Here is a 19,079-nt window from a genome sequence, read left to right as displayed (position 1 = left end):
CAGTTTAACAAGTCAATGTTGTAGTTATTCTAGGTTTATAGGGAGTCGCAAGACTCCCTTTTTTTATCTCAAAAATTGAGAGCATAAGTTCGGTCAAGAGCCAACGAGCATTCTAAACTTTAACATCTGCTGCATAATCGATAGTACTGTTCAACTCAGCATTAGCTCAGCTGTGCCGAAGTACAGCGTAATTGAGTCTTTTAATTCGCCTGCTTTTTAAAGTCGGTTAAAATATAGCGATCCATTTCATCTTTATATTTTGGGGAAAACTGAAAGCAAACATGCTCGTTGATGTTTAAGGTTTTGAGATCAGGGAAGCTTTGTCTGGCACGCGGACTATTGCTAAATAAAAAAGCTTCTTGATCACTCTGAAAGTAAAACACTTTTTCAGTGCTGATGTTGTGCCGTCGATAATGGGTGACCTCCGACCATTGTGTAAAAATACCACAAGCCCGAATTTGATCAGGTGCAATCAGCGCTTTTTCATAATAGTGTTTAAACTGGTATTTGCAGAAGCTGATATAGCTAAACAGACATAAACCGAGGAGTAGCAGTACAGCCAGCATACCGAAAGGGCGGTCAACATATTTCTTCATCAAAAGGATGAAAACAAAACAGATCAATAGACCACAAATAAATAAGATTAGTTCTAAGTGATACATTTTTTCTCATCTTTAAAATGATAAAAAGAGTACTCGAAAGCACTCTTTTCATAGGTTTTACGGTTATGGTCTGTTTATAGACGCATTTCGATGCCTTGCTCTGCAAGGTATTTCTTCGCTTCAGGAATGGTGTGTTGTCCAAAGTGGAAAATCGAAGCAGCCAGTACAGCGTCTGCGCCACCTTTTAAAATACCATCGGCCAAGTGTTGTAAGTTTCCGACACCGCCCGAAGCAATGGTTGGAATAGTCACGCGGTCATTGATTTGACGCATCAGCTCAAGGTCATAACCTGCTTTGGTACCATCGGCATCCATCGAAGTAATCAGCAGTTCACCTGCACCAAAGCCGGCCATTTTCACGGACCATTCAATTGCATCAATACCCGTTGGTTTACGGCCGCCATGGGTAAAAATTTCCCATTTATTCTCGCCCGTTTTTTTTGCGTCAATGGCAACCACAATACACTGTGCGCCAAAGCGTTGCGATGCTTCTTGTACAAATTCTGGGTTAAACACCGCTGCTGAGTTAATGCTCACTTTATCCGCGCCAGCATTGAGTAAGAGGCGAATGTCTTCAACTTTGCGAACGCCACCACCGACCGTTAAGGGAACAAAAACCGTTTCAGCCATACGTTCAACCGTACGATAAGTCGTGTCACGACCATTCGAAGTTGCGGTAATGTCTAAGAAGGTAATTTCATCAGCACCTTGTTCGTTATATCGACGTGCTACTTCTACTGGGTCACCTGCATCACGAATATCAAGGAATTGAACACCTTTCACTACACGACCGTTGTCTACGTCGAGGCAAGGAATAATACGTTTAGCTAGCATAATTTTTTCCAAAAATAACAGCCGATTATGAAACTTCGCGACTTAGATGCTACACCTTAATAGTCGGAGCGGGTATTCTATCAAACTTATGTAAGTTTTTTTGCAGGTTTTATATGTCGGTTTATACCACTTTGACTTTACAGGAAGTTCAGGCGTTTGCAGCACCTTATGGACTTGAGGTAATCGATCTGATCCCAATTCAAGGCGGTATTCAAAATACGAACTATTTTATTGTGTGTGAAAATGCTGTGCAGTATGTATTGACTGTATTTGAAGAAATGGATGAGCAGGGCGCAGGCGAGTTAGTTCCTGTACTTGAGCATTTAGGTCAGGCTGGTTTAGCGGTTCCTGTACCTTTAAGTCACTCAGGCAAAGCCATTCATAGTTTAAAAGATAAACCTGCGCAAATTGCCCCACGGATGATGGGCAAACACCCTATGCCTGCGACCCTTGAGCAAGCCGAGGCGATTGCGGTTGCGCAAGCGCAAATGCATGTCGCACTGCAAGATTTTCCATTGGAGCGTGCAGAATACCGTGACCATGACTACTGGCTTGCTGTAGCGTTACAAATGAAACCGACATTAAGTGAGGCGGATCAAGCACTACTCAATAAGTTGTTGGGGTTATATGATGCATTATCGGCGGTTTATCCGAATCGTCCAAAGGGCTTTATCCACTCGGATTTATTCCGTGACAACACTTTGTTTGAGGACAATCAGCTCAAAGGCATTTTAGACTTTTATGAACTGAATAAAGATGAGTTCTTGTTTGATATTGCGATTACGCTAAATGACTTCTGTACCGAATATCCAAGTGTGCATTTAAATGAAGACAAGGCCATCGCATTCTTAAACGCCTATGAAAGCATTCGTCCTTTGACGACTGATGAAAAATCTTGCTTAGAGTTGTATCTTGCAATGGCCGCTGCGCGTTTTTGGATGATGCGTTTACAAGTGGCACAAAAAAATGCAGAACAAGGCCGTACTGGGGATGACATTTTGCAGAAAAATCCTGCCGAAATGCGTAATATGGTGATTGACCGCTTAAAGTTTGTAACTGCTTAAATAGGAAAGAAAAATGCGTGACCAAGGACGACTCGTTGAATGGTTTGATGAAAAAGGCTATGGCTTTATTCAGCCCAACGATGACAGCAAAGATCGCGTGTTTTTACATATCAAGGACTTTGCACGGCAAGGTCCTCGTCCTATTTTGGGCTGTGCGTTGGAATACAACGTGCTTGTGGATGCGCAAGGGCGTTATCGTGCACAGCAAGTCAGTTATTTAAAAGCATCACAAACCCAAAAGAGTCGTACCTCAAAAGTCTCACCGAAAAAGACCGAACAGGGTCAACGCTGGAGTCCAATGCAAATTGCGTCGGTGGCATACATCGTGTTTTTGGCACTATTGGTATTGCTGGGGCGTTTGAGTGGATTGGTGCTGCTGTTGATTAGTGTGATGAATGCGGCCAGTTATTGGTTCTATGCACAAGACAAAGAGGCTGCGCAAAATGGACAGCGCCGTGTACCTGAAAACACGTTGCATCTCCTTTCATTTTTGGGCGGTTGGCCTGCAGCATGGTTAGCGCAGCAAAAGCTACGACATAAAACACAAAAACAACCGTTTAGAAAGATTTACTTTTGTACAATTCTATTCAATATTCTTTTAATTTTATGGCTTATTTCTCCTTTCAATAGTTTGCCTATTTAAAGTTCAAGCCCACTTTATGAGGGACAATATGAATTATTCAGTCGATCAAGATCCGAATCGTAGTCTGACTTTTATTCTTTATATTTTGTATATCGTTGCGATTTTTTCCGCAGGGATTTTAGCCATCATTGCTTTAGTGATTAATTATGTGAAGCGTGGCTCTGTGCGTGGTTCCATTTTTGAGAGCCATTTTACTTGGCAGATTCGCACCTTTTGGTGGTATTTGATTTGGAACGTGATTGCCTTTGTGCCATTTATTTTCTTATTCTTTACGGGTGAAAATGCCACCGCTTTCGCAGGTGTCGCACTCGGTGCTTCAACCTTCTGCGTGTCTGTGATTGGGTTGTCATGGGTGTGGATTGTGTATCGTGCCATTAAAGGCATTATTCGTTTAAATGACAATCAACCGATGTATCAATAACAAGTGATGGGATTTAAAAAGGGCAGTGTGCCCTTTTTTTTATGACTTTATTTTTTCATAACAAGGTTTATGCACCGAGATGAACCAAGCTGATGCAGCAGAGTCTCTATTTTTGCGCAGGCTTTTAAAAAGCACCTTACTAAATTGAATTTCAATATTTACCTTTTTATATTAATAAATTTACTTTTTTAATATTTATAACTTACATTTTTGTTTATAAATAATTACTTTTTTAATAATTTTAATTTACATTTTTAATAAATTAACTTTACATTAATGTACAGTTATTTATATGAATTAATGCGTAGAGAATATTATAAAAAATAGTCCTTTTTTGACTAAGCGTAGAATCTTCCTCGACGACGTTTTAGCCCCAAAACATGGATGGCACGAACCAAAACTGCATAAGAAACCGAATAGCCAAAGTGTTGTTCAAAAAGTGGAACTAAATCGCTAATATTTTGAAATTTTGTATTTTTAACAAAGGTTTGAAATGCACTCCAGTCTTTAATATGGCTGGGTGCTCCACGGCTGTTGGCTACTTTTGGAGACAAGCCGCCTGTTTCCTCTTCGAGCTTAATCCATGCGTCTAAGGTCACACGAGAGATGTTAAATTCCTTGCAAACGGCAACCTTATAATCCGTGAGTTTATAGCGTTGAATCGCTGCTTTTCGAGTTTCTAAATCGTACTTTGGCATTTAATTCAATATTTTTAAAATAGCGAATCTGTTATTATATGGCATAGTTGTTGCAAAAACCAAAATCACTAGATTAAAAAATGAAAGATGGTGATTTCGGTGAAAAATGCAGATTTTTCTTTAAAGAAAATGTCACTATGGCAAGTGGTCATTATTGGTGTGGCCTATATGACCCCGATGGTCGTGTTTGATACCTTTGGGATTGTGTCTGGGATCACCGATGGTCGTGTGCCATTGGCTTATATTTTGGCGTTGGTTGCAATGTTACTGACCGCATTTAGTTATGCACGTTTTAGCCGAATCAGTGGTGACTCAGGTTCTGCCTATAACTACACGGCACAGTCGTGTGGAGCCAAAGCAGGCTTTTTTGTCGGCTGGTGTTCACTGCTAGATTATATTTTGTTGCCTTTGGTGAATGCCTTACTGGCAAGTATTTACTTAGAAGCTGTGATCCCGAATGTGCCGTATTGGCTATGGGTGGTTGTATTCACGGGTTTGGTTACGCTGATTAACTGTTTCCGAATCAATATTTTGGCGAATTTAAGTCTGTTGTTTGTACTTTTACCCTTACTGCTGATGGTTTTATTTATCTATCTAGTCATTCAAGGCGTGGGTTCTGAACAAGGCTATGATCATGTACTGACTTTAGCCCCTCTGTTTAATGGAGACAGTTCTGTTTTGCCTTTGATTGCGGGTGCATCGATTTTATGTTTTTCATTTTTGGGTTTTGATGCGGTCACGACCATGTCCCATGAAACCAAAGATCCCCAAAAGAATATTCCACGTGCCGTGCTGCTTACCACGTTGCTCGGGGGAGGAATTTTTATTAGTGCCTCATGGTTTATCCAGCTGTATTTTCCAAGCAATGTGCGTTTTAACAACCCTGACGAAGCCTTACCTGAAATTGTCCTCTATGTGGGAGGAGCACTTTTCCAAGCCGTATTTTTATGTGCCCAAATCATGAATACCTTCGCTTCAGGTTTAGCCACCCATGCCAGCGCTTCACGTCTGATTCATATTATGGCGAAAGATGGCATTTTTCCCAAAGCAACCTTTGGGCAGCTCCATGCAAAATTAGGTACGCCACTTTATGCCGTCTTAAGTATTGGCTTGATTTCGCTATCGGCCATTTTTCTAGATCTTGCGACGGTGGTCAGCATGATTAGCTTCGGTGCTTTGATTGCCTTTACGGCGGTGAATTTCTCAGTTTTTGTGAAGTTCTATCTGTTGGAAAAACAAACCCAAGGCATTAAAAACAAATGCCTCAATTTGATTCTTCCCTTGTTATCTGTATTGGTGATGCTTTGCCTTTGGGTCAATTTAGAACGAAATGCGCTAATTTTTGGTTGCTCTTGGCTGGCGATAGGCATTGGCCTATTTATTTATAAGAAATTGAAAAGACAAAACATTGTGATTGGAAATGCATATTAAAACCTGCATGAAAATGAGATAAATATTGAGTGTGAATGAAATGAAGATGAATAAACCGACATTTTTAGATGACGTTGAATACAAAGCCAGTTCTGCGGCACAAAGTGGTAAAGAGTGGAATTGGTTGAACCCGCAGTGTGCTGCGTTTAGTCATCCAGCCAATTACTACGAAAGTTCGTTACAAGCATGGCATGAGTTTGAGCCTTTAAATGCGGATATCGAATGTGACGTGGTCGTGATAGGCGGTGGCTTACTGGGAGCATCGGCTGCACTGCATTTGTCGGAGCAGGGTGTTGATACAGTCTTGGTTGAAAAAAACCGAGTGGGCAGTGCTGCCTCAGGGCGTAATGGTGGGCAACTCACACCGGGATTGGCACGTTGGGAAGCCGAAACCATGATTGAGCACTTCAGCTTTGAAGAGGCTAAAAAGTTATGGCACTTTACCTCAACGGAAGCGATGGCTTTGATTGATAGCATCACTGAAAAATATGACTTAGATGTGCAACGTAAACATGGACACTTGACGGCTGCGGTACACCCTGGACATTTAGATGCACTGCGTGAAGGGATGAAAGCACGTCAGTATTTAGATGAAAAAAATACCTCAATGTTGACCCAGGATGAATTACGTGAGCATGTGCAATCCGACAACTATTTTGGCGGTCAGTTGGATCAGCTCGGGGGACATATTCATCCCTTAGCCCTGACGCGAGGTTTGGCTTATGGCTTTTGCCAAAACGGCGGCACGATTTATGAACAGACGGAAGTACAGTCAATCCAAGAACGTGCCGATGGTATTTATGTGACCACAGCCCAAGGGATGATTAAAGCACGTAAAAGTGTGGTAATGGGTGTACACCATGCCTCATTTAAACTCTTAGAAGAACGCAATCAAACCACCATTCCTTTTTATACTTATGTGTGTACCACTGCGCCTTTAGCATTAGATTTGCAAGAACTTTTGCCGACGGATCTGCCTGTATACGACACCCAGTTTCAAATTGACTACTACCGCGGGGTCTCAAAAAACCGATTGTTATTTGGCGGTGAAGGCACGGGTTCGTGTTGGAGTCCTGAACAAACTCATGACTATTTGCTAGGACGTATTCAACACGTCTTTCCTCAGTTAGAGCAAGTCCAGCTTGATTTTGTGTGGAGTGGAACGACAGATTTAACCGTTAATGGTGCCGCGGATAGTCGCAAATTTGGTAGCCAATACCCAATCTATGCTGTTCAGGGGTGGAGTGGACATGGTGTTGCGCAAACAGTGCGTATTGGTAAAGCCATTGCGGATGATTTCTGCGGTCAAAGTGATGACTTTAATATGTTGACCCGTATTCAACATCAGAACATTCCTTTTGGTCGTGCACTGGCGCCGTTGGTCATTCCAATAGCCAAAAGCATGTATGGAATTGGAGCAATGATTAATCCGGGCAAGATGGTGTCATTCTAACCACCTGACCATACTGCTGAATTGGTGACCATTGATCACTCGATTCAGCAGTTTTTTCGTTTCGGAGATCGGCTAAAGTTGTTCGAGGTTCTTTTTCGACTTCAGCAGTTTCGGTTTCCATTCACTGATCATAATGCCAAACACCACCAAAAGCCCGCCCAACAAAGCCAGTGGTGCTAAGCGTTCTCCTGCAAGACGCCCAAACAGTGCTGCCCATACAGGCTCTCCTGCGTAAATAATCGCTGCTTGAGATGGATTGACTGAGCGCTGTGCCCAATTCATTACATATTGAATCACGGCACTGGCAAGCCCCAAGCCGAGTGCAATACTCAGTAAAGGCCATGAAAAGTCTGGAATGCGGTGTTCACCTGCCAATGGCATGGCTGCAAAGGCGAGCACAGAGGCAACTGCCAGTTGAATGACCGTCACTCGACCAATGTCGACTGTTGGGGCAAAATAACCAATTAGGATAATTTCCATCGCTATAGCAATTGCACCGAGTAGGGTTAAGGTCTGGCCAAAGTTCAGTGAAATTGAATTCAGGCTATTGCCTGTAAGTAAGACTAAGCCCATGAACGCACAGAGCGCACCAATCCAAATCATAAAATGGGGCACTTTACGAAAGATTAACCATAATAGTACGGGTACTAGGGGTACATACAGTGCAGTTAAAAAGGCAGACTCACTGCTACTGACTGTTTGTAGTCCGACCGTTTGTGTGCCATAGCCAATAGTGACCATACAGCCAATGAGTGCACCTGCCCACAAGTCCTGTCGGGTAATGTGTTTTAAATGTTGATAGGAAAATAAGCCAATAATTGTCGCGGCGCAGGCGAAACGACAGCCCACAAAGAACATGGGGGCGCTGTAATTTAAGGCGTATTTCACGGCCAAGAAGGTACCGCCCCAAATAAAGGTAATTAAAATCAGTGCAATGACAGGTGCTTTAGAGCCGAGCTGAGTATTCAACATAAAAGAATTGGTGTGCAATATATTGCACATAGCTTGTCATGCTTTGTTTTTATGTGCAATATATTGCTCAATGTTTTTTTGATTTATCTCTATGAAGTCTCCTGCGGTACTACAACACGTCAGTCAAAATGTGCGTCATTATCGAAGTTTAAAAGGCTTGAGCCAGCAACAACTGGCGGATTTGGCTGGTTTAAGCCGTCGTATGGTGGCTGGAGTTGAATCAGGGCAGGACAATATTAGTTTGGCGAAACTCAGCTTGATTGCCGATGTGCTTGAGGTCGATTTTGTACAGATTATTGCTGCGCCTGAACAGCAAGGGCAAGCGGTGGTCAATATTTTGGCTTGGCAGGGTACACAAGCACACAGTGAAGCAAAATTAATGGCCTCGGCGGCAGCAACACAAAAAGTTGAACTGTGGACATGGGTACTTGCCCCAAATGAGCACTATAGTGCAGAACCCGACCCAGTCGGTTGGCGTGAGATGCTCTATGTGATGGAGGGGGAGTTAACTTTGGATTTGGCGGGTGACATGAAAGTCTTAGGTGTAGGTGAGTCGATTGTGTTTTCGAGTGCCATCGAATACCAATATATCAACCGTGGAACTGTACCGTTAAAGTTTATTCGTAATGCGATTTATTAAATAAGATGCAGATCTTACATACTGATATTTAGCGCATAAAAAAGAGGTCAAAAGACCTCTTTTTTAACTTCTACAATTAGAGCGATTGTTCATCTAACAGCAATTGTGCTTCACGTAGGTTTAAACTGCCTTCATAAATTGCACGACCGGTAATTGCACCCAAAATACCCGGTTGACCTTTGAGGTTACGTACGTCATCAAGGTTGGTCACACCACCTGACGCAATCACAGGTAGGCCAGAGTATTGTGCCAGTTGAACAGTTTGCTCAACGTTCACACCTTGCATCATCCCGTCACGTGCAATGTCGGTATAGACAATGCTCGATACGCCCGCATCGGCAAAACGTTTGGCCAAATCGGTTGCTTTCACATCGGTCACATTGGCCCAGCCATCGGTGGCCACCATGCCATTCATGGCATCGATACCGACAATGATATGACCTGCAAATTTCTTACAAGCTTCTTCAACAAACTCAGGGTCTTGAACTGCCTTGGTGCCAATAATGACAAAAGACACACCCGCTTCTAAGTAGTGTTCAATGGTTTCTAGTGAGCGAATACCACCGCCAATTTGAATTGGCAGTTCAGGTTGTGCGCGAGCAATGGCTTCAACCACAGGTTTATGAATTGGCGTACCAGCGAAAGCACCATTTAAATCGACCAAATGTAAGCGACGCGCGCCTTCATTTACCCAGTGCTGTGCAGTTGCAACAGGATCATCAGAAAAAACCGTATCGTCTTCCATACGACCTTGTTTTAAACGAACACATTTGCCATCTTTCAGGTCAATTGCAGGGATGATCAGCATGCTTTCGCTCCTAGCCAAATCTTAAATAAAATCAATGTCCGTCATCTTAGCAAAGTATTGGCAATTTTCTAAGCATCTGTTACAGCTTTTCATGACGACAAGGTTTTGTTGTTTTTTCTAATTCTTTGGAAATATCTTTTGGGAGTCGCTCTAAACGCCGCAATTCTTCAAAAACCAACAGCGCCGCATAGGCATCGGCAGCGGCATAGTCAACTTGTTCAGGCGTGAGTACTTTCCTCGCCCAATTTGAAGTGCTGACTTTTTTGCTTTTGGGGAAGTTGAGTTGAAACAGCAGGGCGATGGCATTTTTAATGCCGACAGGGTTGGATAAACCAAAGCTGGCAAAGCATTTTGACAGCTCAACCAAACCCTTGAGCTCAAAACCTTTTTTACGGAACAGATGGGCATCATTTTTTAAACCAAAACCCACTTTGAGCTGGGCGGGATTCGCCAAAAATGGCGCAAGGAAGCTCCAAATGGGTGGGCTCATTTGAAACAAATAAGCACGCTCGACGCTGGCCAGTTGAATTAAATGCGGACCCGTGGAAACTTCTCCCACTTGAAAGGTCGGCTTGGACTCGCTGTCGAAACCGAAGATGGAAACCTGTTCCAGTTCAGCGCGGATTGCTTCACACTGTTCTAAGTTTTGAATGACATGAATTGCTTGTTTTGGCAAATTTTGAAAACGAGGAAATTGTTGAATTTCGACTTTGCTGGGAAGGATGTGTTGAAAAGAAGAATCCATCATGCTTTGACTATGCCATTGTTGCTTAAGCCTAAAGCTTTTGCGTTGATTTAGCAAAACAGCCGACCTAGGCAGGCTGTTTTACACAGGTGATTTTAGGACATAAAACCAGCCGCAATACCGCCGATAATTGCTAAAACGAAAATCACGATGTAAATCCATGCCAAAACGGCTTCCCAGCCTGCGGTTGGGCGTGGTGAGCCATAGCTGTTGCTACGATCATCGCCTGGTGCGAAAATCAGGTAAAGCATTAAGATCACGTTGGCAAGAGGCACCAACATCAACAGTGATAACCAGCCCGTATGGTTGCGGTCATGTAGGCGACGAATAGTAAATACAAACGTGAAGTACATCAGCGCAACATAGATCAGGACGATAAAAATCATGCCGCCACCGAAGTTACCTGTTTCCAAGTTCACAAATGTATTAGGAAAGATGGCGATGAAAATACCAAGAATAATTGACGCTACAATGGCAAGTAGACAGTTCCATGCTAGGTATGAAAAACGTCCGAAACGACCTGCGGCATTCAGCGCAGATTCTTGTGCATATTGAGTCATAATGACTTACCTTATCGTTGTAAATTAAGTTTTTTATAAATAAAAATGTCTAAAAAGCAGGCAAATCATAATCAAATTTGGTGACAATGAAAAGGCATGGTAGTCATCTTGAGTGTAGTAGTGTGCTGTAAAGCAAAGATTTTATACATTGAAAGACACAGGAGTAGGGTCACATGCCTTATTTACTTAAGCTGTTTCTGATTTATTTTGAGTCTAGATGCATCAATTTTGGATAAATAAAAGCCCAACCGAAGTTGAGCTTTTTCAATCAAAAAGAAGCAGGAATAAATTAAATTTTCCATTCCACAAAGTTTTTCAGCAGTTGCAAACCTGCGGTATGACTTTTTTCAGGGTGGAACTGTGTCGCAAACAAATTTTCTTGGTGAATCGCGGTACAAAACTCTAAACCATAGTCACAAGTTGCAGCCACAATGCCAGAGTTCTTCGGTTCAACATAAAAGCTGTGTACGAAGTAAAAACGTGCATCTTGCTCAATGTCTTTCCACATTGGATGACTCGGATCAGCCTGATGAACTTGGTTCCAACCCATATGTGGGACTTTCAAGCCGTCTACATCAGGAAAGCGTTTCACACTGCCTTCAAAAATACCGAGAGCATCGACTCCGCCATTTTCTTCAGAGCGTTGCATTAGCGCTTGCATACCCACACAAATTGCTAATACAGGCTTATTAAATGCCGCATGGCGAACGACTTCATCAATCCCTGCTTCATGCATGCCTTGCATACAGTCACGCATAGCACCTACGCCGGGGAATACAATTTTGTCAGCTTGAGCCACTAACTTGGGATCATTGGTCACATCGACTGTTGCACCAACATGCTCAAGCGCTTTTGCTGCTGAGTGTAGGTTACCCATACCATAGTCAAGAAGGGCAATACGGGTCATTACAAACTACCTTTGGTTGAAGCAATGGTGTTGGTTGCACGTGGGTCAATTTCACAGGCCATGCGTAGTGCACGCGCAAACGCTTTGAACACACTTTCAATTTGGTGGTGGCTGTTTTTACCTTTGAGGTTATCAATGTGTACTGTCATGAGTGCATGGTTCACAAAGCCTTGAAAAAACTCAGAGAATAGATCCACATCAAAACGACCAATCATGGCACGGGTAAATGGAATATCCATAAACAAACCCGGACGGCCCGATAAGTCCACCACAGCACGGCTTAAAGATTCATCTAACGGTGCATAAAAATGACCATAACGACGTAAACCTTTTTTGTCACCTAAAGCTTTGGCAAAAGCTTGTCCAAGCGTGATACCACAGTCTTCAACCGTGTGGTGATCATCAATTTCCAAGTCGCCATCACATTCAATATCAATATCAAATAAGCCATGTCGCTTGATTTGATCAATCATATGATCTAAAAAGGGAATACCTGTGTTGAGCGTGCCTTGACCCGTACCATCGAGGTTTACACGAACTCGAATTTTGGTTTCGTTGGTATTTCTTACCACTTCACTGATACGTTCTGTCATAGACACGTTCCTCAAAGACGTCAAATAATTGATGTAAAATGTTTCGCCGTAACGAAGTCACCGCATATTAGATTGCTCAGGAGGGTTTATCAATGCCTATTACCGTACACGCTTATACTTCAGTGGAAAAAGAAGAGTTGCGCAGCCAGCTAGAGCGACTGTACGACACCAGTCCTGAATTTGGCGATGGGCATGATGCCGTAGAACAACTTGAGCAAAATCTAGCTCAGTATACCTTACTTTACACCGCAGAATTTAATACTAAAGTCATTGGCGCCATTTGGTGTAGTGGGCAGGGTGAAAATAAAACCTTAGAATACATCGTAGTACATCCTGCTAACCGTGGACGAGGGGTTGCGGAGCGGCTGGTTGAAGAAGTCTGTCGTATGGAAGAAGCCAAAGGTGTCAAAGTATTCGAGCCGGGTTGTGGTGCGATTCACCGTTGCTTAGAGCACATTGGTAAAATTTAAGCTTTTTTAAAGCAGTCTTTGGGCTGCTTTTATTCATTAATAGCCATGGTGATGCGCTCTAAGTACAAAGAATGACTCAAAAAATGTACGAAGGGTGCTGGGTTTGCTGTAAAAGTAAACACTCAAATGATTTTTTTGAAAACGGACTTGACGCTGCTTCGCTTAAACTGTTTAATACGCGACATCGGCGTGATAGCTCAGTAGGTAGAGCAACGGATTGAAAATCCGTGTGTCCCCAGTTCGATCCTGGGTCTCGCCACCATATTCAAAATCTTATTTAAAGATTTCAATCCCTGATCCCATCAGGGATTTTTTTTGTCTGAAATTTATCCGATCAAATAAAAAAGTGATGATTTTTATTGACTATTCATCCGAGATACGGCTTAATACACGGCATCGGCGTGATAGCTCAGTAGGTAGAGCAACGGATTGAAAATCCGTGTGTCCCCAGTTCGATCCTGGGTCTCGCCACCATATTCAAAAAAGCCTCAAACAATGTTTGGGGCTTTTTTTTGTCCCATGAAAAGTGCGATTGTATAAGATGTTGGACAACATCATGCTTTAGTTAATGGAAAATGTGCTAATTTTGAGTCAAAAATAAGACTGAGAATGGCTTATGAAAGACCGCTTTTCATCGGGAAGTCAGCTTTATCAACTCGCACGTCCGAGTTATCCAGCGAGTTTGATTCAAGAAATACTCAAGCATGTAGTAACTCCTCAATTTGCGTGGGACTGTGGTGCAGGATCGGGGCAATTAACTCAATTGTTGGCGCCGCATTTTGATGCCGTGGTGGCGACAGATATCAGTGTGCATCAGTTACAACATGCACCTTATTTTGAAAATGTTAGTTATCAAGTTCAGTCTGCAGAGCACACCAGTTTTGCCGAGCAGAGTTTTGATTTAATCACGGTGGCTCAAGCCATTCATTGGTTTGATTTTGATGGTTTTTATGCAGAAGTGCGGCGGACTTTACGACCTGACGGCATTTTGGCGGTCATTGGTTATGGTTTAATTCAGCTGCAGCAACCTGAGTTACAGGGCTGTATTGAACGACTTTATTTTAAGACTTTGAAAGGCTATTGGGATGCCGAACGTCGTTATATCGACGAGGCCTATCAAACCATTCCTTTTCCCTTTGAGGAAATAGCGACGTCTGAATTGTCGATGTTATTTCAATGGTCTGCTGCTCAATTGTTGGATTATTTAAATACATGGTCTGCACTGAAACATTATCGAGCAAAAAATTCAGATGACCCCTTATATGAGTTCAAAGCATTCTTTGCGTTGGATGATCACGCGAACCAAGTTTTTGCGCTTAAATTTCCAATTTTTTTAAGATTGGGTCGTCTACCTGGATCGGCGCATTGAGTGTCTGAGCTTAATCGGCAATCAGACGTTTACCAAAGCATACGACTTCGATTTCCTCATAGCCCAGTTGCTCATAGAAGCTTTGCACGTCGATATTTTCTTTACGTACAAGCAGTTGTAGTTTGGGGCAACCTAACGCAATCAGGCGCTTCTCGAGCTGCTGTATGAGTGCAGTTGCGACCCCATTGCGTTGAAAGTGTGGATGTACCGCCAAATAATTAATCCAGCCGCGATGGCCATCATAACCACCCATCAACGTGGCGATGAGTTGTTCATCTTTAACGGCCAGTAAAAATAAACCATCTTTTTGTGCGGTTTTTCTAAAAATATCAATTTCAGGGTTGTTCCAAGGGCGAGTGAGGTCGCATACCTCCCAAAGTGCAATGACGTCTTCTAAATCTGTTTCGAGATAGGGGCGAATAATGAACATGAGCTTGGCATTTTTATTTTTTGGATGCCTTTAGATTAATTGAGTTTTTTTATTTTGATAAGTGTTTTCTTACACTTTTCATCAACCATAAAAAAACGCCCAATCGGGCGTTTTTTAAAACTTTAAATTAAGCAGATTTCGCTTCTGCTTGAACAGGAAGCATGTGACCTGTTTCTTCGAAGTTAGAGTGCCAAGAAAGCGCTTCACGAAGTAAGTGTGGAGTATGACCACCTTTTGCACATGAACGATCAAAGTAATCATTTAATGCATCACGGTAAAGTGGGTGTGCACAGTTGTCGATAATCGCACGAGCACGCTCACGCGGTGCTAAACCACGCAGGTCAGCCAAACCTTGTTCAGTCACAAGAATGTCAACATCGTGTTCAGCATGGTCGATGTGCGATGCAAACGGTACGATTGAAGAGATGTCGCCACCTTTCGCAATTGATTTGGTTACGAAGATCGCCAAGTGTGCATTACGTGCGAAGTCACCTGAACCACCGATACCATTCATCATTTTCGTACCGCAAACGTGAGTTGAGTTTACGTTACCGTAAATATCAAATTCAAGCGCAGTATTGATGCCGATAATACCTAAACGACGAACCAATTCAGGGTGGTTCGAAATTTCTTGTGGACGTAAAACCAATTTATCTTTGTACGCTTCAAGGTTATTAAATACTTTCTCGCCGTATTTTGCAGAAAGGGTAATTGATGAACCTGAAGCAAACTTCATTTTACCTGCATCGATCAATTCAAACGTACAGTCTTGCAGGACTTCTGAGTACATGACGAGGTCTTCGAAGTTCGAATCTTTAAGGCCTGTGAGTACAGCATTGGCAATTGAGCCAATCCCTGCTTGTAGTGGACCTAAGTTTTTCGGTAAACGCTCTTCCGCCACTTCTTTTTCAAAGAATGCGATTAAGTGATCTGCAATGCCTTGAGTTTCATCATCTGGCGCTGTCACAGTTGATGGAGAGTCGTGCAAGTCATTGTTGATGACGATACCGACGATTTTTGCAGGATCGATATTGATCGCGTGCGTACCAATACGCTCATCCACTTGAGTCAATGGAATCGGTTGACGTGTTGGACGGTAAGTTGGGATGTAAATATCGTGTAAGCCTTCAAATGCAGGGCTTAAGTTGGTGTTGATTTCAACAATCACTTTTTCTGCGAAAATTGCGAAGCTTGCAGAGTTACCTACCGACGTTGTTGGAATGATGCCGCCATCTTCAGTAATCGCAACCGCTTCAATGATCGCTACATCTGGCTTTTTCAACTGAAGGTTACGCATTTGCTCAACAGTTTCAGACAAGTGTTGGTCAATGAACATCACTTCGCCATTGTTGATGGCTTTACGTAAAGTGTTGTCCACTTGGAACGGTAAACGACGTGCCAATACACCCGCTTCAGTCAATTGCTTGTCTAGGTCATTACCTAAAGAAGCACCAGTGATTAATGTGATTTTTAAAGGATTTGTGTGCGCACGTTTAACCAATGCCAAAGGTACAGCTTTCGCTTCGCCAGCACGAGTGAAGCCACTCATACCTACAGTCATGCCATCTTCAATAAAAGCAGACGCTTCTTCTGCACTGATGACTTTATCGTGAAGTGAAGCTAAACGGATACGATCTAAAGACATGGTTTACTCTCGTTAATATTCTGGATCTGGCACCGATTGTACCGATCAAGAACGACATTGTGCATACCTGTTAGGCTAAGGTCTAATTTTTTGAAAAAATGTGGGTATAAGGGATTCTGATGATTTGTAAGTGTTTGAAATATATTTGGTAAAATTAAATTGTTGAATAGTTGAACAAAATCGTTTGATCAACTATTGTACAAAGTTTAAAAATGCTCAACCAAGGTTTGCTTTAATTTTTCGAGTGGGTTGTTGCTGGAAATTTCAGCATCTTGATTGTGATGAAGAGGCAGCGAAATAATTGCTTCAAGACCGCCTTGTTCTCGATTATGAATAGTCAGTTGACCTTGGTGAATGTCGACAATGCGCTTTACAATGGCGAGACCTAAACCACTGCCTTGGACTGTTCTGGCTTCATTGCCACGAACAAAAGGCTGCATAAGTTCTTCAATTTGATCGTCAGGAATGCCTTCACCATGGTCTGCTACGCTAATTAAAATATGTTCATTTTCCACTGTTGCGGAAAGTTCAATCGGCTCAGCACCGTAGCGTTTTGAATTATTAATCAAGTTACCAATCAGGCGTTTAAGAGACAGACTACGTGCCTGAATAATCGGTAATTCAGCAGGTTCAAAACGAATATCCAGCGGTTTGAATTGCACCACCAATTCTTGTAACAGCATATTTAAATCGGTGTCTTGGATTTCCTCATCCGAACCATCACGCATATAGGAAATGAACTGATTTAAGATCGCATCCATATCTTCAACGTCATAAATCAGTCCTTCTTTTAAAAAATCATCATCGGGCATCATTTCTGCACTGAGTCGAATACGGGTCAGTGGGGTGCGTAAGTCATGTGAAATCCCCGCCAACATAATCCGGCGGTCACGTTCAGTCTGATCTAGGGTGTAGATCATATGATTAAACGCTTGGTTGACCTCACGAATTTCTTGGGGGCCGTGATTGGTCTCTAAATACGGCGCTGTGCCTGTTTTACTATAACTGTTGGCAGCATTTTGCAGACGACGCAGTGGGCGATTGAGCTGACGAACCAAGGTTAAAATAATGGCTGCTGCAATAAGGGGTACGCCAAGCAGCCAACCGAAAATTAACTCAGGGCTGTAGTTGGCATAGGTTTTTAGTGGTTCCCGTACCCAGTTGCCGTTCATTTCAGGCGTTTGAATCCAAATGCGCGGGCTAGGTTTAAATTGGAAATATACTGTGGCATGTTCGACTTTTAATTCTTTGGCCAGCTTAGCTTCAATTTGGTTGGTAAAGAACTCGGCAATCACCTTATCTTTAACATTGGGATATTCTTTGGGATCGGTGACGTATTCAATCCCGACGCGGCTTCTTAGCCAGTCATCGACATCGACTTCAGTATTTTGATGATAAATCCGTAAATCGGGGTTGTTGAGAATTTCTATTTCAACAGCAAGATAGCGAGCATGTTGCTGGATTTCTGGAAGATATAGAGTTCGCCAAAAGAACCACAAAGACATAAATAAACTGAAAAATACAATGAAGAGTACCAGTACGGTGGTGCGCATGGCAGCAGAACGCGGCTTGATTTTATCTAAAAAGCGTTCCCAACGCGTGCGTTTCCGTTCTGAATACGCTTCGTAATCTGTAAATTTTTGAGGGTCGATGGGTTCGAGTTTCACGTGATTTCCTGTTTCTATGTAAGAGACATAGTTCAATGGTGACAGGTATGCGATACGCGAAAAGTCATCTGCAATTGTTCGAGGCAGGAGGTCTGGGTGTTATAAAGTTTCTGCGAGCATGATGTTGAAATGCAGAAATATGCCGAGTTTTGCAGATGACAATGGTTTTGCTTACTTTTGTCGAAACAAAAGTAAGGCGAACCGCAGGTTAATCGATAAAGTTGAGCTTAATTTTAGGACTCCGTCGTGCTGATTATTGCTACTCAGCTTAAAAAGACCGAAGCCGTATTTTTTAGTTTTGAATTATTCCGCGCCATCTGGAACGAACACATAACCCACACCCCAAACCGTTTGGATATAACGTGCACGAGCAGGGTTTTCTTCTACAAGACGACGTAGGCGCGATACCTGAACATCAATCGAACGTTCCATTGCACCCCATTCACGGCCACGTGCAAGGTTCATCAATTTGTCGCGAGTCAAAGGCTCACGTGGATGTTGTACCAAGGCTTTCAGTACCGCAAACTCACCTGTAGTTAGGGTTACGACTTGACCTTCACGCGTTAGGGTACGTGTTGATAAATCAAGTGACCATGGCCCAAAGCTGACCACTTCCATTTGTTGGCTTGGTGCGCCTGGAACTTCACGCACTTGGCGGCGCAGTACGGCGCGAATACGTGCTAACAACTCATTTGGATTAAATGGTTTCGGTAAGTAATCATCTGCACCCGCTTCTAGACCTGCAATACGGTCTGAATCACTGCCACGTGCGGTGAGCATAATAATAGGCGTATCAATATTGGATTGGCGTAGACGACGGCAGATACTTAAACCATCTTCAACAGGGAGCATGAAGTCGAGCACAATCAGTGAAAACAGTTCGCGCTGTAAGAGACGATCCATTTGAGTTGCGTCATGCGCTGTTTTCACCACAAAGCCTTTATCTTCTAAAAAGCGTTGAAGTAGCGTACGTAAACGCACATCGTCATCTACCACTAAAATGCGTTCAACGCGATCTGCATCGCTATGTACAGCATCTGTTTTTTCAGCAGGTACAACTAAACTCAT

General features: G+C 42.8%; 21 protein-coding genes and 2 tRNA genes. 10 read left to right on the top strand and 13 right to left on the bottom strand.

What is annotated here, in order from left to right; all coding sequences use genetic code 11:
- Positions 1-200 precede the first annotated feature (200 nt).
- Together KVY11_RS07865 and hisF are read right to left on the bottom strand one after the other, a co-directional pair.
- Positions 201-662 (bottom strand): hypothetical protein, encoded by a 462-nt coding sequence (locus tag KVY11_RS07865; protein ID WP_218288603.1) that lies wholly within the window; start codon positions 660-662, stop codon positions 201-203.
- 74 nt (positions 663-736) lie between these two features.
- The gene (gene hisF / locus KVY11_RS07860) at positions 737-1,498 is read right to left on the bottom strand and encodes an imidazole glycerol phosphate synthase subunit HisF (RefSeq protein WP_371315984.1); all 762 of its coding nucleotides are present in this window, start codon (positions 1,496-1,498) and stop codon (positions 737-739) included.
- Between the two features lie 110 nt (positions 1,499-1,608).
- Between hisF and KVY11_RS07855 the strand changes: the two genes are divergently transcribed.
- Genes KVY11_RS07855 through KVY11_RS07845 form a run of 3 tightly spaced genes read left to right on the top strand, consistent with a single transcriptional unit; the run spans position 1,609 to position 3,623 of the window.
- The gene (locus tag KVY11_RS07855; RefSeq protein WP_218288601.1) at positions 1,609-2,559 is read left to right on the top strand and encodes a homoserine kinase; all 951 of its coding nucleotides are present in this window, start codon (positions 1,609-1,611) and stop codon (positions 2,557-2,559) included.
- 13 nt (positions 2,560-2,572) lie between these two features.
- Positions 2,573-3,202 carry a DUF1294 domain-containing protein gene (locus tag KVY11_RS07850; protein WP_125281398.1) on the top strand — a complete coding sequence of 210 codons (630 nt, stop codon included), beginning with the start codon at positions 2,573-2,575 and terminating at the stop codon, positions 3,200-3,202.
- A gap of 28 nt (positions 3,203-3,230) precedes the next feature.
- A complete protein-coding gene (locus KVY11_RS07845) occupies positions 3,231-3,623 on the top strand; it encodes a hypothetical protein (RefSeq protein WP_004691561.1) in 393 nt (130 codons plus the stop codon).
- Positions 3,624-3,961: 338 nt separating this feature from the next.
- On the opposite strand, the gene KVY11_RS07840 is transcribed toward KVY11_RS07845, so the two are convergent.
- Entirely contained in the window at positions 3,962-4,321 is a 360-nt protein-coding gene (locus tag KVY11_RS07840; protein WP_218288600.1) for a helix-turn-helix domain-containing protein, read from the bottom strand.
- A gap of 129 nt (positions 4,322-4,450) precedes the next feature.
- Here KVY11_RS07840 and KVY11_RS07835 point away from each other — a divergent pair, with 129 nt between their 5' ends.
- Positions 4,451-5,752, top strand: coding sequence for an APC family permease (locus KVY11_RS07835; RefSeq protein ID WP_256350721.1), 1,302 nt, complete (start codon positions 4,451-4,453; stop codon positions 5,750-5,752).
- Between the two features lie 40 nt (positions 5,753-5,792).
- The gene (locus tag KVY11_RS07830; protein ID WP_218288598.1) at positions 5,793-7,205 is read left to right on the top strand and encodes an FAD-binding oxidoreductase; all 1,413 of its coding nucleotides are present in this window, start codon (positions 5,793-5,795) and stop codon (positions 7,203-7,205) included.
- Positions 7,206-7,277: 72 nt separating this feature from the next.
- Here the strand turns inward: KVY11_RS07830 and KVY11_RS07825 are convergent, their stop codons facing one another.
- The gene (locus KVY11_RS07825) at positions 7,278-8,177 is read right to left on the bottom strand and encodes a DMT family transporter (protein WP_218288597.1); all 900 of its coding nucleotides are present in this window, start codon (positions 8,175-8,177) and stop codon (positions 7,278-7,280) included.
- Between the two features lie 91 nt (positions 8,178-8,268).
- Here KVY11_RS07825 and KVY11_RS07820 point away from each other — a divergent pair, with 91 nt between their 5' ends.
- Positions 8,269-8,817, top strand: coding sequence for an XRE family transcriptional regulator (locus KVY11_RS07820; protein WP_184117962.1), 549 nt, complete (start codon positions 8,269-8,271; stop codon positions 8,815-8,817).
- Positions 8,818-8,893: 76 nt separating this feature from the next.
- On the opposite strand, the gene hisA is transcribed toward KVY11_RS07820, so the two are convergent.
- The 5 genes from hisA to hisB form a co-directional block, all read right to left on the bottom strand.
- Positions 8,894-9,625: a 1-(5-phosphoribosyl)-5-[(5-phosphoribosylamino)methylideneamino]imidazole-4-carboxamide isomerase gene (gene hisA / locus KVY11_RS07815; RefSeq protein WP_004691558.1), complete on the bottom strand. Its 732-nt coding sequence runs from the start codon at positions 9,623-9,625 to the stop codon at positions 8,894-8,896.
- A 79-nt stretch (positions 9,626-9,704) separates the two neighbouring features.
- Entirely contained in the window at positions 9,705-10,370 is a 666-nt protein-coding gene (locus KVY11_RS07810) for a 3'-5' exonuclease (protein WP_218288686.1), read from the bottom strand.
- Positions 10,371-10,465: 95 nt separating this feature from the next.
- The gene (locus KVY11_RS07805) at positions 10,466-10,930 is read right to left on the bottom strand and encodes a DUF805 domain-containing protein (RefSeq protein WP_078389530.1); all 465 of its coding nucleotides are present in this window, start codon (positions 10,928-10,930) and stop codon (positions 10,466-10,468) included.
- A 289-nt stretch (positions 10,931-11,219) separates the two neighbouring features.
- A complete protein-coding gene (gene hisH, locus KVY11_RS07800) occupies positions 11,220-11,837 on the bottom strand; it encodes an imidazole glycerol phosphate synthase subunit HisH (RefSeq protein ID WP_004691555.1) in 618 nt (205 codons plus the stop codon).
- Positions 11,837-12,430: an imidazoleglycerol-phosphate dehydratase HisB gene (gene hisB / locus KVY11_RS07795; protein WP_004691554.1), complete on the bottom strand. Its 594-nt coding sequence runs from the start codon at positions 12,428-12,430 to the stop codon at positions 11,837-11,839. The genes hisH and hisB overlap by 1 nt, the downstream gene beginning before the upstream one ends.
- A 92-nt stretch (positions 12,431-12,522) precedes the next feature.
- Between hisB and KVY11_RS07790 the strand changes: the two genes are divergently transcribed.
- The 4 genes from KVY11_RS07790 (at position 12,523) to KVY11_RS07775 (ending at position 14,269) form a co-directional block, all read left to right on the top strand.
- A complete protein-coding gene (locus KVY11_RS07790) occupies positions 12,523-12,900 on the top strand; it encodes a GNAT family N-acetyltransferase (protein ID WP_218288596.1) in 378 nt (125 codons plus the stop codon).
- Between the two features lie 186 nt (positions 12,901-13,086).
- A tRNA-Phe gene (locus KVY11_RS07785) sits at positions 13,087-13,162 on the top strand.
- Between the two features lie 136 nt (positions 13,163-13,298).
- Positions 13,299-13,374, top strand: a tRNA-Phe gene (locus KVY11_RS07780).
- 142 nt (positions 13,375-13,516) lie between these two features.
- Positions 13,517-14,269, top strand: coding sequence for a class I SAM-dependent methyltransferase (locus tag KVY11_RS07775; protein WP_218288595.1), 753 nt, complete (start codon positions 13,517-13,519; stop codon positions 14,267-14,269).
- Positions 14,270-14,279: 10 nt separating this feature from the next.
- Here KVY11_RS07775 and KVY11_RS07770 read toward each other — a convergent pair whose 3' ends face one another.
- From KVY11_RS07770 to ompR, 4 genes are all read right to left on the bottom strand, one after another.
- Positions 14,280-14,699, bottom strand: coding sequence for a GNAT family acetyltransferase (locus tag KVY11_RS07770; protein ID WP_004691549.1), 420 nt, complete (start codon positions 14,697-14,699; stop codon positions 14,280-14,282).
- 127 nt (positions 14,700-14,826) lie between these two features.
- Positions 14,827-16,344 (bottom strand): acetyl-CoA hydrolase/transferase family protein, encoded by a 1,518-nt coding sequence (locus KVY11_RS07765; protein ID WP_004978127.1) that lies wholly within the window; start codon positions 16,342-16,344, stop codon positions 14,827-14,829.
- A 206-nt stretch (positions 16,345-16,550) separates the two neighbouring features.
- Positions 16,551-18,011, bottom strand: coding sequence for an ATP-binding protein (locus tag KVY11_RS07760; RefSeq protein WP_078425529.1), 1,461 nt, complete (start codon positions 18,009-18,011; stop codon positions 16,551-16,553).
- A gap of 303 nt (positions 18,012-18,314) precedes the next feature.
- Entirely contained in the window at positions 18,315-19,079 is a 765-nt protein-coding gene (ompR, locus tag KVY11_RS07755) for a two-component system response regulator OmpR (protein ID WP_004691545.1), read from the bottom strand.

The organism is Acinetobacter sp. CWB-G5 (assembly GCF_019209785.1).
Taxonomy (GTDB): domain Bacteria; phylum Pseudomonadota; class Gammaproteobacteria; order Pseudomonadales; family Moraxellaceae; genus Acinetobacter; species Acinetobacter johnsonii.
This window is presented reverse-complemented; position numbering and strand designations above follow the sequence as displayed.

Bases quoted from the DNA above. Each gene is read 5' to 3' on its own strand.
- KVY11_RS07865 (WP_218288603.1), bottom strand. From the start codon at position 662: ATGTATCACTTAGAACTAATCTTATTTATTTGTGGTCTATTGATCTGT.
- KVY11_RS07855 (WP_218288601.1), top strand. From the start codon at position 1,609: ATGTCGGTTTATACCACTTTGACTTTACAGGAAGTTCAGGCGTTTGCA.
- KVY11_RS07850 (WP_125281398.1), top strand. From the start codon at position 2,573: ATGCGTGACCAAGGACGACTCGTTGAATGGTTTGATGAAAAAGGCTAT.
- KVY11_RS07845 (WP_004691561.1), top strand. From the start codon at position 3,231: ATGAATTATTCAGTCGATCAAGATCCGAATCGTAGTCTGACTTTTATT.
- KVY11_RS07840 (WP_218288600.1), bottom strand. From the start codon at position 4,321: ATGCCAAAGTACGATTTAGAAACTCGAAAAGCAGCGATTCAACGCTAT.
- KVY11_RS07835 (WP_256350721.1), top strand. From the start codon at position 4,451: ATGTCACTATGGCAAGTGGTCATTATTGGTGTGGCCTATATGACCCCG.
- KVY11_RS07830 (WP_218288598.1), top strand. From the start codon at position 5,793: ATGAAGATGAATAAACCGACATTTTTAGATGACGTTGAATACAAAGCC.
- KVY11_RS07825 (WP_218288597.1), bottom strand. From the start codon at position 8,177: ATGTTGAATACTCAGCTCGGCTCTAAAGCACCTGTCATTGCACTGATT.
- KVY11_RS07820 (WP_184117962.1), top strand. From the start codon at position 8,269: ATGAAGTCTCCTGCGGTACTACAACACGTCAGTCAAAATGTGCGTCAT.
- hisA (WP_004691558.1), bottom strand. From the start codon at position 9,625: ATGCTGATCATCCCTGCAATTGACCTGAAAGATGGCAAATGTGTTCGT.
- KVY11_RS07810 (WP_218288686.1), bottom strand. From the start codon at position 10,370: ATGGATTCTTCTTTTCAACACATCCTTCCCAGCAAAGTCGAAATTCAA.
- KVY11_RS07805 (WP_078389530.1), bottom strand. From the start codon at position 10,930: ATGACTCAATATGCACAAGAATCTGCGCTGAATGCCGCAGGTCGTTTC.
- hisH (WP_004691555.1), bottom strand. From the start codon at position 11,837: ATGACCCGTATTGCCCTTCTTGACTATGGTATGGGTAACCTACACTCA.
- hisB (WP_004691554.1), bottom strand. From the start codon at position 12,430: ATGACAGAACGTATCAGTGAAGTGGTAAGAAATACCAACGAAACCAAA.
- KVY11_RS07790 (WP_218288596.1), top strand. From the start codon at position 12,523: ATGCCTATTACCGTACACGCTTATACTTCAGTGGAAAAAGAAGAGTTG.
- KVY11_RS07775 (WP_218288595.1), top strand. From the start codon at position 13,517: ATGAAAGACCGCTTTTCATCGGGAAGTCAGCTTTATCAACTCGCACGT.
- KVY11_RS07770 (WP_004691549.1), bottom strand. From the start codon at position 14,699: ATGTTCATTATTCGCCCCTATCTCGAAACAGATTTAGAAGACGTCATT.
- KVY11_RS07765 (WP_004978127.1), bottom strand. From the start codon at position 16,344: ATGTCTTTAGATCGTATCCGTTTAGCTTCACTTCACGATAAAGTCATC.
- ompR (WP_004691545.1), bottom strand. From the start codon at position 19,079: ATGAGTTTAGTTGTACCTGCTGAAAAAACAGATGCTGTACATAGCGAT.